At 40.6% G+C, this 13706-nt stretch carries 13 protein-coding genes; 7 read left to right on the forward strand and 6 right to left on the reverse strand.

Features of this window, described 5'->3' with window-relative positions:
• The 4 genes from HMPREF0013_RS06405 to HMPREF0013_RS06420 all read right to left on the reverse strand — a co-directional run.
• The coding region (locus HMPREF0013_RS06405) for a 3-oxoacid CoA-transferase subunit A (RefSeq protein ID WP_005802110.1) at positions 1-261 on the reverse strand (261 nt) is incomplete at its 3' end.
• A gap of 134 nt (positions 262-395) precedes the next feature.
• Complete coding sequence (catA, locus tag HMPREF0013_RS06410) at positions 396-1316, reverse strand: catechol 1,2-dioxygenase (RefSeq protein ID WP_002113693.1); 921 nt, start codon at positions 1314-1316, stop codon at positions 396-398.
• A 162-nt stretch (positions 1317-1478) separates the two neighbouring features.
• Entirely contained in the window at positions 1479-1769 is a 291-nt protein-coding gene (gene catC / locus HMPREF0013_RS06415) for a muconolactone Delta-isomerase (RefSeq protein ID WP_000897235.1), read from the reverse strand.
• Between the two features lie 23 nt (positions 1770-1792).
• A complete protein-coding gene (locus HMPREF0013_RS06420; RefSeq protein WP_005802126.1) occupies positions 1793-2899 on the reverse strand; it encodes a muconate/chloromuconate family cycloisomerase in 1107 nt (368 codons plus the stop codon).
• A gap of 100 nt (positions 2900-2999) precedes the next feature.
• Here HMPREF0013_RS06420 and HMPREF0013_RS06425 point away from each other — a divergent pair, with 100 nt between their 5' ends.
• Together HMPREF0013_RS06425 and HMPREF0013_RS06430 are read left to right on the forward strand one after the other, a co-directional pair.
• Entirely contained in the window at positions 3000-3914 is a 915-nt protein-coding gene (locus HMPREF0013_RS06425) for a LysR family transcriptional regulator (protein ID WP_002113856.1), read from the forward strand.
• A gap of 80 nt (positions 3915-3994) precedes the next feature.
• The gene (locus HMPREF0013_RS06430; RefSeq protein ID WP_002113679.1) at positions 3995-4789 is read left to right on the forward strand and encodes a TorF family putative porin; all 795 of its coding nucleotides are present in this window, start codon (positions 3995-3997) and stop codon (positions 4787-4789) included.
• Positions 4790-4856: 67 nt separating this feature from the next.
• Here the strand turns inward: HMPREF0013_RS06430 and HMPREF0013_RS06435 are convergent, their stop codons facing one another.
• Together HMPREF0013_RS06435 and HMPREF0013_RS06440 are read right to left on the reverse strand one after the other, a co-directional pair.
• Positions 4857-5573: a FadR/GntR family transcriptional regulator gene (locus HMPREF0013_RS06435; protein ID WP_002113901.1), complete on the reverse strand. Its 717-nt coding sequence runs from the start codon at positions 5571-5573 to the stop codon at positions 4857-4859.
• 83 nt (positions 5574-5656) lie between these two features.
• Entirely contained in the window at positions 5657-7390 is a 1734-nt protein-coding gene (locus HMPREF0013_RS06440) for an IlvD/Edd family dehydratase (protein WP_002113765.1), read from the reverse strand.
• Positions 7391-7559: 169 nt separating this feature from the next.
• On the opposite strand from HMPREF0013_RS06440, the gene abaQ reads away from it, so the two are divergent.
• The 5 genes from abaQ (at position 7560) to HMPREF0013_RS06465 (ending at position 13614) form a co-directional block, all read left to right on the forward strand.
• Entirely contained in the window at positions 7560-8864 is a 1305-nt protein-coding gene (gene abaQ / locus HMPREF0013_RS06445) for a multidrug efflux MFS transporter AbaQ (RefSeq protein WP_005074187.1), read from the forward strand.
• A gap of 10 nt (positions 8865-8874) precedes the next feature.
• Entirely contained in the window at positions 8875-9873 is a 999-nt protein-coding gene (araD1, locus tag HMPREF0013_RS06450; RefSeq protein WP_002113632.1) for an AraD1 family protein, read from the forward strand.
• A 10-nt stretch (positions 9874-9883) separates the two neighbouring features.
• Complete coding sequence (locus tag HMPREF0013_RS06455; protein WP_002113745.1) at positions 9884-11458, forward strand: aldehyde dehydrogenase (NADP(+)); 1575 nt, start codon at positions 9884-9886, stop codon at positions 11456-11458.
• A gap of 396 nt (positions 11459-11854) precedes the next feature.
• Positions 11855-12190, forward strand: coding sequence for a hydroxyisourate hydrolase (gene uraH, locus HMPREF0013_RS06460; RefSeq protein WP_002113914.1), 336 nt, complete (start codon positions 11855-11857; stop codon positions 12188-12190).
• Positions 12191-12240: 50 nt separating this feature from the next.
• Positions 12241-13614: a nucleobase:cation symporter-2 family protein gene (locus HMPREF0013_RS06465; protein ID WP_002113838.1), complete on the forward strand. Its 1374-nt coding sequence runs from the start codon at positions 12241-12243 to the stop codon at positions 13612-13614.
• The last annotated feature ends 92 nt before the right edge of the window (positions 13615-13706 follow it).

A 13706-nucleotide genomic window follows, 5' to 3' on the forward strand; every position in this document is an offset into this window, starting at 1 on the left:
AAACACATAAGAGTCAGACTGACGTGGGAAAGAACAGATGACTTTTTTAACCGAACCAGCCTTAAGCAGTTTCGCCAGACCATAATCGCCATTACCGGCATTGTTGCTGACAATGGTTAAGCCTTTAACACCGAGTTCAATAAGACCATCAATGAGTTCAGCGGGTTGTCCTGCGGTACCGAAACCACCAATCAGAATGGTTGCACCATCTTTAATCTGCGATAGAACCTCGCTTAGTGAGGACTTACTTTTGTCAATCATGTGAGAAACCTTAGAGCATGAGGTAACGTGATGTATTACTACCGCTAAAAATTTATTTAAATTCTTAATGGTAGTAATAAATGGAATAAATTTTGTGAGTCAAAAGCGAACTTTTAACTCACATATACTTTCAATTAAGCACTAGCACGACGACGTTCAACTTCAGTTGAAGGAGCAGCAGCGGCATCTTTAACAAGTTCGATGTTAAATGTGATGTGTTTGAAAGCGTGATCTAAACCACGGCGTTGAATTTCAGCTGGGTCAGTTACATCAACTGCTGTTGCAACTAAGCCATCACGGGTTGCGAAAGCAAAGTCATCCCATAAGTACTCATCACCCTCAATGTTGAATTGAGTAGTCAGCTTGCGGTAACCCGGTGCAGAAACGAAGTAATGAACGTGAGATGGACGGTTACCATGACGGCCTAATTTGTTAAGAAGGGCCTGAGTTGTACCTTCTGGCGGGCAACCATAACCTACAGGCATAGTGGTTAATGCAACATACTTACCATCTGCATCAGTCAAGATAGTACGGCGTAAGTTGAAGTCAGATTGAGACTTATCAAAGAATGAATAGTTACCTAAACTGTTGGCATGCCATACTTCAACTTTGGCATTTTCAATGATATTGCCATCAGTATCAGTTACGGTACCTTCAATAATTAAGGTATCGATTTTGCCAGATTCTGTACCATCATCCATACGTGCAAAACCAACAGATTCAGGCGCGCCAGCTACATAAAGTGGGCCTTCGATGGTGCGAGGTGTGCCACCCGTAACGCCAGCTTTTGCATCAGCTTCATCTGCACGTAAATCAAGATAATGCTCTAAACCTAAGCCAGCTGCCAAAAGACCAAGTTCGTTTGCTTGACCTGCGTCTGTGAAATATTCCAAACCTTTCCATACTTCTGATGGTTGGATGTCTAAATCTTCAATGGCTTGAAATAAATCCCCAAGAAGGCGCACTACAATTTGTTGAACACGTGCATCAACTTCGCCTTTTGCAGTGTCGACATTCATTTGTTTTACAAGCGCATCAATTTGTTGACGGTTCATACTAAAACTCCTTAAGTATGCAATACGGTTTTGGGTGGCAGCGCTGCGGGCATTTTGTTTTGCTAGCGAATAATTGCCGCCACGTTCCTTGTTACCTTCTGAATAATCTGCTTGGTTTTTTAAATGGACTTCAGAGATCACATTTAAAAAAATTCTTTTGGTTTACGAATCATCATCACGAACAGAAGACGGATGACGATTAAGCGCCATAACTTCAATGTCCATGTAAGGATAGAGAGGTAAACCCTGTAAAATATTGTGCAATTCTTCATTGCTCTCGACATCAAAAATACTGATGTTTGAGTATTGGCCTGTAATACGCCAGATGTGACGCCATTTACCTTGACGCTGTAAGTCTTGCGAATAGGCTTTTTCAACAGCCTTAATTTCATTTGCTTTGTCGGCTGGCATATCAAGTGGAATATGCACATCCATACGTACATGAAATAACATGGGAAACTCCTTATCCTGTTGCCTTAACGACGTAATTTCTCGACTTTATCTTCATCAATTTCAATGCCTAAGCCGGGAGCCGTTGGCAAGTGCAATTCAAAGTTTTCGTAACGTAGCGGTTCTTTCAAAATTTCTTCGGTAAGCAATAACGGACCAAATAATTCAGTACCAAAAGCTAATATTTCAAAGGTTGCAAACGCATGAGCAGAAGCCATGCTACCTACAGGGCCTTCAAGCATAGTACCGCCATAAAGATCGATTCCAGCCAAACCTGCAACCTTGGCAACTTCACACGCTTCGATCAGACCACCTGATTGTTCAATCTTCACCGCAAATACATCTGCACCATGACTTTTTGCAATACGATATGCGCTGTCAGGGCCAGTTAAAGCTTCATCTGCCATGATTGCGACATCAAAACGTTGGGTGAGGCGAGCAAGTGCTTCAGTATTTTGAATAGCACAAGGCTGTTCAATTAAATCAATCCCGCCATCTTGTAGCTGTTGAATACCTTGAATACATTCCAGCTCTGACCATGCACGATTTACGTCAACGCGTACACTAATATCTGCACCGAGTGCTTTTTTTATTGCAATAACATGATCAACATCGTGTTGCAAAGGGCGTGAACCAATTTTGAGTTTGAACGTGTTATGACGTTTTAACTCAATCATTTTTCGAGCTTCAGCAATATCTTTTTCTGTGTCACCAGACGCGAGCGTCCAAAGTACAGGTAAACTATTACGCAGACGGCCACCTAAAACTTCACTTAATGGCACGCCTAAACGTTTTGCCTGAATATCCAGTAGAGCAGTCTGAATGGCACATTTCGCGAAACGGTTACCATTAATATTCTTACGAATCAGTTTTAGTGTTTGAGCAACATTTAAATCTTTAACTGATGCGAGTAATGGTGCAAAGTAAGTATCAATATTGGCTTTGACACTTTCAGGACTTTCTTCACCATAGTTCAGTCCACCAATGGTGGTCGCTTCACCCCAACCTACAATACCATCCGTGGTCGTAATTTTAACGAGTACCAAAGTCTGAGTACGCATGGTAGTCACAGACAACTGGTGAGGACGGATAGTTGGAATATCCACAAGTATGGTTTCTATGGTTCTATACATGAAGTTTCAACTATTACGAACTTGTTTACATACCATAGAAGAATGTAATAGCCTAAAATAGATATAGAACGGTATTTTAAGATACTAAAAAGGTATATTAATGGAATTAAGACATCTACGTTATTTTGTTACCGTTGTTGAAGAACAAAGTCTGACTAAGGCCGCAGAAAAGCTTTTTATTGCTCAGCCACCACTCACGCGTCAAATTAAAAAACTAGAGGAAGAGTTAGGCATTGATCTGTTCTTGAAAGGCTCACGTCCATTAAAAGTGACAGAAGCAGGGCTGTTTTTTTACCAACATGCTGTTCAGATTTTAACGCATACGGCTCAAGCAGCTTCTATGGCAAAAAAAATGAAGCTGGTTGAGAATGTTGTTAAAGTTGGCTATGTGAGTTCGCTTCTTTATGGGCGATTACCACAGGTCATTTATCTATTTAGACAAAAAAATCCAGATATTCATGTCGAGCTTATTGAATGTGGTACACGAGATCAGGTCGAAGCTTTAAAGTTAGGCAAAATCGATTTAGGTTTTGGTCGATTGCCGATTAGTGATCCAGCCATTAAGCGACTTCTACTTCGAAAAGAAAAATTAAAACTCGCGATTCATAAAAAACATCCTTTAAGTGAGTTCCAAGAATCAGGAATTTATTTATCTCAAATTATCAATGAGACAATTTTTTCTTATCCCACAACACCTAAACCGAATTTTTCGACCACTATTCAAGCTTTATTTACCAAATTAGGTCTTGTTCCCGCCAAACTGACTGAAGTCCGCGAAATTCATATGGCTCTTGGCTTAGTGGCATCTGGAGAGGGTATTTGTATTATTCCAGAAAGCGCCTGTGATATTGGAATGAAGAATCTAACTTATTTAAATATCTTAGATTTAGAAGCTTATAGTCCTATTTCTCTATCTATGCGCAACATGGACCAAAGTTCGTATATTCCTAAAATTTTAGATTGTATTGAAGAGATCTATAGTCAAGAAGAAGTGTCCAGAAATTTGAATTTATAACTTTTTAATACGTTTTAAATTGAATTATCATGTTATTTTAAAACTTTAAACCTATAGGTAATATTTAAAAGGATTATTAGATGAGAAAAATTTTAGGGATAGCTTCTCTTATTATGTCTACTGGTGTTGTACATGCTGAACAAGTAAACGAACAAGAACAAATTTCTCCATACAGTGCTAATATAACCTTCGCAAGTCAATATATATCACGTGGTTTTCAACAAACTTGGGGCAAGCCTGCATTACAAATTGGTCTAGATTATGCAAATCCGAATGGATTATTTGTGGGGACTTGGGCATCCAATGTAAGTTCTAACTATCTTCGTGATGCTTCAGTTGAGTGGGATTTTTACACAGGTTATATAAAAACTTTTGATAAGTTTTCGGCTGGAATGACGGTTTTTTATTACTACTATCCGGGAGCTAAAAGTACACCTGAAACGGGGAGTACCAGTTATAACTATGGCGAAATTGTGCCTCAAATTGGTTATGGGCCTTTGACTCTTAAATATTATATTACCTATACCCCAGATTATGCAGGCTATAACTCAGATACGATGGGGGGACCTGAGGGTAAACGTTCACGAGGAACAACTTATTTAGACTTAACTTTTACTCAGCCTATCAATGAGTCTTGGACTTTTGGTGCTCACTATGGCTATGAAAGAGTTAAAAATTTCTCAGAAGCTAACTTTCAAGATATGAAAATCGAGCTGATTAAGGATTTAGGAGATGGCTGGACTACTGGCTTAGCGTATGCCAAAGCTTGGGACAAAGATGGTTTCTATAAAAAGTATAGTAATGGTGAACCTGATGCGCCAATTTCAAATCCGATTGATTCGACATTTACTGTCTCAGTTAAAAAGGTATTCTAATTTATAAATAAAAAAGCCTGATTACTTTATTTTGAGTGATCAGGCTTTAAATAGTGAATATATCAAATTATTTTTTAATTAAATCGTAAGCCATTTTGGTGTCGTCTAGCTGAACAAGTGAAGCATGGCGAGCCGAGAGCGGATCTTTATTTTCAATTGCGGTTAAAATCGCTTTATGTCTAGGTAGTGAATGGCCTTGTAAATTTGGGCGTAGACTGGTGACTTGAATAGATTGCTGTAAAGGTAAAACCAGCATTTTTGACATATAAGCCAATAAGTCATTATGCGTTGCTTTGGCAATTGCTAAGTGAAATTGAATATCTGGCTCTATAAATTCTTCAACTGTTGTTGCTTTTTCCATCCCATCATAGGCATGTTTAATGCGTTCAATATCTTCTTCGTTTGCTGTACTTGCTGCAATATAAGCAAGCTCAGGTTCTAAAACGCGTCGTACGGTAGAAAGTGTTTTAAAAAATTCGTGTTCAGGCGTGGTTTGAATTAGCCAAAACAATACATCTGGATCGAGTAAATGCCATTCTTCTTTAGGCCTTACCACAGTTCCAATTTTGGGTCTTGAGTAAGTTAAGCCTTTAGCGTTTAAAACACGGATTGCTTCGCGAAAGACAGGGCGGCTGACTTTATATTCCTCACATAAATCAACTTCACTTGGGAGTTTCTCATTTTCTGAAATTTCTCCAGAAACAATTTTTAATCCCAATTGTTGAACAATTAATGCATGTTGGCTTTTGCTTGGAATAGGATTTTTATAGTCAGCTTTACTCATATTTCACTATTACGACATGTTGAATATCCTATGGTATAGATGACCTTGTGTTTTAACAAGATCATCTTTTTCAAGAATAAATATTAATGAGAATGACGTGGAACTTCTGAGCCACGGCAACCGACCAAGAAATCAAAATCACAGCCCTCATCGGCTTGTAAAACATGTTCTACATAGAGCTTACGGTAACCGCCAATAAAACTTGGTGGAGCTGATGGTGCTAAATTTTCAAGACGTTGCTTAAGTTCTTCATCACTCACTTCTAGGTGAAGTTTTCCAGCATAGGCATCAAGTTCGATAAAGTCACCATTTTGAACTACGGCCAAAGGCCCACCTGCCATGGCTTCAGGGGCAACATGTAAAACGACCGTGCCATACGCTGTTCCACTCATTCGTGCGTCGGAAATACGAACCATGTCGGTAATGCCTTTGGCTAAAATTTTTGGTGGTAGCCCCATATTTCCAACCTCGGCCATGCCCGGATAGCCTTTAGGGCCGGCATTTTTCATCACAAGAATACAAGTTTCATCAACATCAAGGTCTGGATCATTAATGCGGGTTTTATAATCATCAAAGTTTTCAAATACGACTGCACGACCACGGTGTTTCATCAGTTCAGGTGTGGCAGCAGATGGTTTAAGCACCGCACCTTTAGGGGCTAAATTACCGCGCAAAATACACATACCGCCATCTTGTCGAATTGGGTTATCTATTTTCCGAATCACTTCATCGTTATAAATAGGTGATTGCTGGCAGTTTTCCCAAATGGTTTGACCGTTTACGGTTAAGGCTTGTGGATGTGGTAAGAGACTGGCTTCACCCATACGACGAATCACGGCTGGCAAACCGCCGCTATAATAAAATTCTTCCATTAAAAAACGGCCTGAAGGCTGTAAGTCAACAATGGTTGGCATGCCACGGCCAACACGGTTCCAGTCATCGAGTTGTAAATCAACCCCAATGCGTCCAGCAATTGCTTTTAAGTGAATTACGGCATTGGTTGAACCACCAATAGCTGCATTGACTTTAATCGCATTTTCAAAGGCTTCTTTGGTTAAGATTTTGGAAAGACGTAAATCTTCATGAACCATGTCAACAATGCGCATACCTGAAAGATGAGCCAACACATAACGGCGAGAATCTACCGCTGGAATGGCCGCATTGTGGGGTAAAGAAGTGCCTAGGGCTTCAGCCATACACGCCATTGTAGAAGCTGTACCCATGGTGTTACATGTACCAGCCGAGCGTGACATACCAGATTCAGCAGATAGAAATTCGTTTAAATCAATTTTGCCTGCTTTTAACTCTTCATGCATTTGCCAAACGATAGTACCTGCACCAATGTCTTTACCTTTGTGCTTACCATTCAGCATTGGCCCACCAGTTACTACAATGGCAGGAATATCACAACTTGCGGCACCCATTAATAATGCAGGGGTGGTTTTGTCACAACCTGTCAGTAACACCACGCCGTCAATAGGGTTACCACGAATAGCTTCCTCAACATCCATACTGGCTAAGTTGCGGGTAAACATGGCGGTAGGACGTAAATTCGACTCACCATTTGAAAATACAGGAAACTCAACAGGGTAGCCGCCCGCTTCTAAAATCCCTTTTTTTACGTGTTCGGCAATTTTTCGAAAATGCGCATTACATGGGGTGAGTTCAGACCACGTATTACAAATCCCAATGATGGGCTTGCCTTGAAACTCATGATCTGGAATTCCTTGGTTCTTCATCCAGCTGCGATACATAAAGCCATTTTTATCCGTTGTACCAAACCAAGCAGCCGAACGAAGAACTTGTTTGTTATTCATACAAATTTCCCTATATAGTATTACTATTAGAATTAATTAAATTAAAAATACACCATAAATTTTATTTTTAAAAGGTTTGAAATTTAAATAGTATTACTATATTTTAAATTGAAGGGATAATTTACGAGCAAGATGCTCTATAAGTAAATAAAAGGAAATGGAGTCGAACATGGATTTCGAAAAGGATGTAATACGGACGGTCACGTTTAAGCTGATACCTGCATTAGTCATACTATATCTTGTGGCATACATTGATCGGGCTGCTGTCGGATTTGCCCATTTGCATATGGGTGCAGATGTAGGAATTGGTGATGCTGCCTATGGTTTAGGAGCTGGCTTATTTTTTATTGGATATTTTCTTTTTGAAGTTCCAAGTAATTTGCTTTTAGACAAATTTGGTGCTCGTAAATGGTTTACCCGCATTTTATTAACATGGGGCCTCATCACTATGGCCATGGCGCTTATTCAAGGCCCTAAAAGTTTTTATCTATTACGGTTTTTACTCGGTGTAGCAGAGGCAGGTTTTTTCCCTGGTGTTTTATATTTAATTACACAGTGGTATCCGGTGCGGCATCGCGGAAAAATCATGGGAATGTTTGTGCTTTCACAACCGATTGCCATGATGATTGCAGGGCCTTTAGCTGGTCTATTACTTGGAATGGATGGCATTGCAAATTTGCACGGCTGGCAATGGTTGTTTGTTGCAGTTGGCTTGCCCGCGGTTTTATTGGCTTTACCGACATTCCTGTGGTTGCCAGATAATATTGATAAAGTGAAATGGTTAAGCATTGAACAAAAACAATGGCTTAAAAATGAACTTGTTAAAGATGAAGCCGAATATGACCAAACCCGACATGCCAATCCACTGCATGCCTTAAAAGACAAACGCGTACTTTTATTAGCATTGTATTACTTACCAGTGACTTTAAGTATTTACGGTTTAAATCTCTGGCTTCCTACCATTATTAAGCAATTTGGGGGAGGTAGTGATATTCAAATTGGCTTCTTATCTAGCATTCCCTACGTTTTTGGAATTATTGGACTTCTCATTATTCCGCGTAGTACTGACCGCCTGAACGATCGTTACGGACACTTAAGTTTTCTGTATGCACTAGGTGCTTGTGCAATGTTTTTAAGTGGTTGGCTAAATTCTCCAGTTATGCAGTTGGCAGCTTTGGCTGTAGTTGCGTTCTGTCTATTTTCATCGACTGCCGTGTTTTGGACATTACCGGGTCGTTTCTTAACGGGTGCAAGTGCAGCGGCTGGTATTGCCTTAATTAACTCCGTTGGAAATTTAGGTGGCTATGTCGGTCCATTTGGGATCGGACTTTTAAAAGAATACACGGGAAATATGGCTGCTGGTTTGTATTTCTTATCTATCGTCATGCTTTTTGGCTTGATTCTGACTTACATCGTCTATGCCAAGCTCGAACGTCAAAAAACACAAACAGTGAATATTCAAAAGCCTTTGTAAGGAATAAAACATGCAAATTATTCAATTTGAGAATCGTGCAAATCAACGTGCCGTCGCTAAAGTAGAAGGCAACATGACATATCCGGTTAAAAATATTCAATCGGTTCGTGATTTAGCACTTTTAGCAATCCGTAATAAAGTTTCACTGGAACAACAAGTTGAGGCGTTAGGCTTTGAAGCGGAAACCTATGATTATTCATCTTTATTAGCAGAGTTAAAGGTATTGCCGCCTTTAGATCATCCAGACCCAACGCACTGTTTAGTTTCTGGTACAGGCTTAACCCATTTAGGTTCTGCATCTGCACGCGACAAAATGCATCAACAAAATTTAAGTGATGACAGCTCGGTGACCGACACCATGCGGATATTTCAATGGGGGCTACAAAAGGGGCGTCCAGCACAAGGTCAGATCGGAGCACAACCGGAATGGTTTTATAAAGGTGACGGTTCAATCGTGGTAAGGCCAGGAGCTGAATTACCTTTACCACCATTTGCCGAAGACGGCGGCGAAGAACCTGAAATTGCAGGCCTCTATGTTATTGGCGAAGACTTAAAGCCTTACCGAATCGGGTTTGCGCTGGGCAATGAATATTCTGACCATGTGATGGAGCGTCGTAATTATTTATATCTGGCGCATTCAAAATTACGTTTTTGTAGTTTTGGTCCAGCTTTACGTACAGGCGAGTTACCAAAACATTTAGTCGGAACTAGCAGATTGCGCCGTGATGGACAAATCATTTGGGAAAAAGAGTTTTTGTCTGGTGAAGACAATATGTGCCATAGCTTGGCAAATCTGGAATATCACCACTTTAAGTATCAACAATTCTTAAAAGCAGGGGATGTTCATATTCACTATTTCGGTACAGCGACTCTATCTTTTGCTGATGGTATTCAAGCACAGGTTAACGATGAGTTTGAAATAGAGATGAAAGAGTTCGGACTTCCACTCAAAAATAAGCTCGCACATACACAACCAGAGCTACCGATCGGTTCAGTTATTACACTCTAAGGAATATAAAATGGTTATCGGACACAACTTTATTGGCGGTTCACGTAGTGCACAAGGTACAACTTTATTAAAAAGTATTCATGCTACGACTGATGAGGCTCTACCTTATGAGTTTCACCATGCAACTGAGCAAGAGATTAATCAGGCCTGTGAAGCCGCCAGTCAAGCGTTTAAGACTTATCGTCATACATCACCTGAACAGCGTGCTACCTTTTTAGAAAATATTGCTGATGAACTCGATGCATTAGGTACAGATTTTCTTGAAATTGTCTCACAGGAAACCGCTTTACCACTTGCACGTTTACAAGGCGAGCGTGGCCGTACCAGTGGACAAATGCGTTTATTTGCCAAAGTGTTACGTCGTGGTGACTTTTTAGGTGCGCGGATTGATACAGCCTTGCCTGAGCGTCAGCCTTTACCTCGCCCAGACTTGCGTCAGATTAAAATCGGTGTTGGCCCTGTGGCAGTCTTTGGGGCAAGTAACTTTCCGCTCGCCTTTTCAACCGCAGGTGGTGACACTGCTTCGGCACTGGCAGCGGGTTGTTCTGTAGTGGTGAAAGCGCATAGTGGCCACATGGCGACAGCAGACTTTGTAGCGCAGGCAATCGAACGTGCCGTAGAAAAATCAAATATGCCTAAAGGCGTATTTAACATGATCTATGGTAATGGTGTCGGTGAACCTTTAGTGAAACACCCTTTAATTCAAGCAGTTGGTTTTACGGGGTCACTTCGTGGTGGTCGCGCTTTATGTGATATGGCAGCAGCCCGTCCACAGCCAATTCCGGTCTTTGCTGAAATGAGCAGCATTAACCCGATGTTATTATTGCCAGAAGCCCTGAAAACCCGTGGTGAAAAAATTGCACAGGACTTGGCAGATTCAGTTGTTTTGGGTTGTGGTCAGTTCTGTACCAATCCAGGTTTAATTTTGGGAATTAAATCAGCCGAGTTTAGTCAGCTCATTAGTAACCTAACCGAAATTATGGGTGGCAAACCTGCACAGACTATGCTCAATGCCGGCACCTTGAAAAGTTATACCTCTGGTCTTGAGCACTTAACCCAGCATCAAGGTATTAAGCACTTGGCAGGTCAAACCCAGCAAGGCAATCAGGCACAGCCACAACTCTTTAAAGCCGATGTTGAGCTGTTACTGGCGGGTGACCAGCTTCTGCAAGAAGAAATCTTTGGACCAACCACCGTCATCATTGAGGTTGAAGATAAAGCTCAACTCATTCAGGCGCTACAAAGCATGAATGGTCAACTGACTGCAACTTTAATTGCCGACGAAGCAGACTTAACCGAGTTTGCAGATGTGGTTCCAGTGTTAGAAGAAAAAGCTGGTCGATTGCTCATAAATGGTTATCCAACGGGTGTTGAAGTTTGTGATGCGATGGTACACGGCGGACCATATCCAGCCACTTCAGATGCCCGAGGAACTTCTGTTGGAACCTTGGCAATTGACCGTTATTTCAGACCTGTGTGTTATCAAAACTATCCGCAAAGCTTATTGCCAGAGGCTTTAAAAGACAGCAACCCGTTGCAGATTTTAAGATTGGTGAATGGTGAGATGACCAGAGAAGCTATCTAATCAATTCAAAAAAGAGACCACAAACTGGTCTCTTTTTTTATTGTTGTTTTCTATCCCTAAGGATACTGTTCAAAAGTCTACATAAAGTTATTTTGAAAGAATTTTATTTCTTTTATTCGCATTTAAATAAGCCTGAAGTAGTTTTAAACCGATTGTATGTATAACTATTAGAAAGCCTATCTTATTTAAACTGGCATATTTGTTGCTTAATTTAATGCATCTGGTCAGACCAGTCAGACAATGCATTAAATTGGAGCGGATATGCAACTCGAAACTTTTAATCAACTAGCTTCTAGTCAGGCTCGGCTGGTATTACAAGCTTGTGTGCATATCCCAACTTGGATTTCTGAATTAATTCAGAAACGTCCTTCTTCGCTCAAATCAGGAGATTCAATAATGGCGGGTATCAGCACACATATTTTAAGTGCATCACTCGGCGAGCCAGTAACTCAAGTATTGGTGAAATTATTCGAGGAAACGAGCCATGGATATATTTTAATCGATGAACAGTTCACTGATGCAGATGGACGTATTCAAGCATTTAATGTCGACTCATTTATTCGTGGTCATTATCAATTGGTTGTTGAAGTAGGGGATTATTTTCAGGCCCTAAATACCAATAGCTTTTATCCGAGAGTCTGTATTGATTTTAAAGTCAATGATATTCACCAGCACTTTCACGTGCCTCTATTGATCAGTCCTTTCTCATATTCAACGTATCGTGGCAGCTAAATCAACCCAAGCAATATGGACATCATGAATTTAATTTGAGGAATTAACCCATGCATCAAGACAATATAAATCCAGAGAGAGATCCGCATATCTCGGCAGAACATCAATATTTAGGGATGAATAAAAACATCTTATATGGTTTGCAGCATGTGTTGACCATGTACGGTGGGATTATTGCACCGCCATTGATTATTGGTGCAGCTGCAGGTCTAGATGCTTCAGAGATTGGCTTATTGGTGGCTGCCGCCTTATTTGTGGGAGGCCTCGCCACAGTTATACAAACCATTGGCTTTAAATATTTCGGTGCAAAATTACCAATTGTGCAAGGAGTATCTTTCGCAGGGGTTGCCACTATTTTGGCAATTGTGAGTACCGGTGGGGGTTTGCCATCTGCATTTGGTGCTGTGATTGTCGCATCTCTAATTGGTTTGTTGATTACACCATTCTTTGCAAAAATTATCCGCTTCTTTCCACCTGTGGTCACAGGATGCGTCATTACCATGATTGGTATTTCGCTCACACCTGTTGCGATCCGCTGGATTATGGGAGGAAACCCGAAAGCTGAAAACTGGGGAGATCCGACTAATACTGGTTTGGCTGTAATTACGCTAGCGATTGTGATTATTTTTAGTATGTTGCAAAATCAGATTCTGCGCCGCCTTGCGATTCTTGCAGCAATCGTTTTGGGTACAGTAATTGCTTATATTGCAGGCTTTACTGACTTCTCAAGAGTAAGTACGGGTCCTATTTTTGCTTTTCCAAGTTTCTTCCATTTTGGTTCTCCTGTATTTGAATTTTCTGCCATTCTTTCCATGGTAATTGTTACTTTGGTAATCATGACTGAAACCACGGCCGATATTATTGCGATTGGTGAAATCGTTGGAACTAAAGTTGATTCAAAACGAATTGGTGATGGTCTACGTGCAGATATGCTATCGAGTGCAATTTCCCCAATCTTTGGTTCATTCATGCAAACCGCCTTTGCTCAAAATGTAGGTCTGGTTGCAATTACAGGTATTAAAAGCCGTTTTGTAGTCGCAACAGCTGGTGGAATTTTAATTATCTTGGGTTTATTACCTGTTATTGGCCGCTTTGTTGCATCAATTCCGATGCCAGTTTTAGGTGGAGCGGGCATTGTATTATTCGGCACTGTTGCTGCTAGTGGGATAAGAACCTTAGCCAAAGTAGATTATAACGATCATAAGAATCTGATTATTGTCGCTACTTCACTCACAATCGGCATGATTCCAATTGTAAACCAAGAGTTTTATGCGCAATTTCCGACATGGGTAAAAACCCTATTACATTCAGGTATTAGTTCTGCCTGTATCACTGCCATTTTGCTTAATATTATTTTTAACCACTTACCGTTTAGCAAAAAGTCCGTTGATGTTGCAACTACGCCCATAAATTCAGGGCATTGATCGACACCGGTTAGGGATTAGACATTCTAATTTAACCGCATTTTCATTCGCAAAAATTTAAAGGTCGCTTATTCAATAATGAATAGGTTAGG

Source organism: Acinetobacter sp. SH024, from assembly GCF_000163635.1.
Classification (GTDB): Bacteria; Pseudomonadota; Gammaproteobacteria; order Pseudomonadales; family Moraxellaceae; genus Acinetobacter; species Acinetobacter pittii.

Coding starts and splice junctions, on each gene's coding strand:
- catA (WP_002113693.1), bottom strand. CDS start 1,316: ATGAACCGTCAACAAATTGATGCGCTTGTAAAACAAATGAATGTCGAC.
- catC (WP_000897235.1), bottom strand. CDS start 1,769: ATGTTATTTCATGTACGTATGGATGTGCATATTCCACTTGATATGCCA.
- HMPREF0013_RS06420 (WP_005802126.1), bottom strand. CDS start 2,899: ATGTATAGAACCATAGAAACCATACTTGTGGATATTCCAACTATCCGT.
- HMPREF0013_RS06425 (WP_002113856.1), top strand. CDS start 3,000: ATGGAATTAAGACATCTACGTTATTTTGTTACCGTTGTTGAAGAACAA.
- HMPREF0013_RS06430 (WP_002113679.1), top strand. CDS start 3,995: ATGAGAAAAATTTTAGGGATAGCTTCTCTTATTATGTCTACTGGTGTT.
- HMPREF0013_RS06435 (WP_002113901.1), bottom strand. CDS start 5,573: ATGAGTAAAGCTGACTATAAAAATCCTATTCCAAGCAAAAGCCAACAT.
- HMPREF0013_RS06440 (WP_002113765.1), bottom strand. CDS start 7,390: ATGAATAACAAACAAGTTCTTCGTTCGGCTGCTTGGTTTGGTACAACG.
- abaQ (WP_005074187.1), top strand. CDS start 7,560: ATGGATTTCGAAAAGGATGTAATACGGACGGTCACGTTTAAGCTGATA.
- araD1 (WP_002113632.1), top strand. CDS start 8,875: ATGCAAATTATTCAATTTGAGAATCGTGCAAATCAACGTGCCGTCGCT.
- HMPREF0013_RS06455 (WP_002113745.1), top strand. CDS start 9,884: ATGGTTATCGGACACAACTTTATTGGCGGTTCACGTAGTGCACAAGGT.
- uraH (WP_002113914.1), top strand. CDS start 11,855: ATGGCGGGTATCAGCACACATATTTTAAGTGCATCACTCGGCGAGCCA.
- HMPREF0013_RS06465 (WP_002113838.1), top strand. CDS start 12,241: ATGCATCAAGACAATATAAATCCAGAGAGAGATCCGCATATCTCGGCA.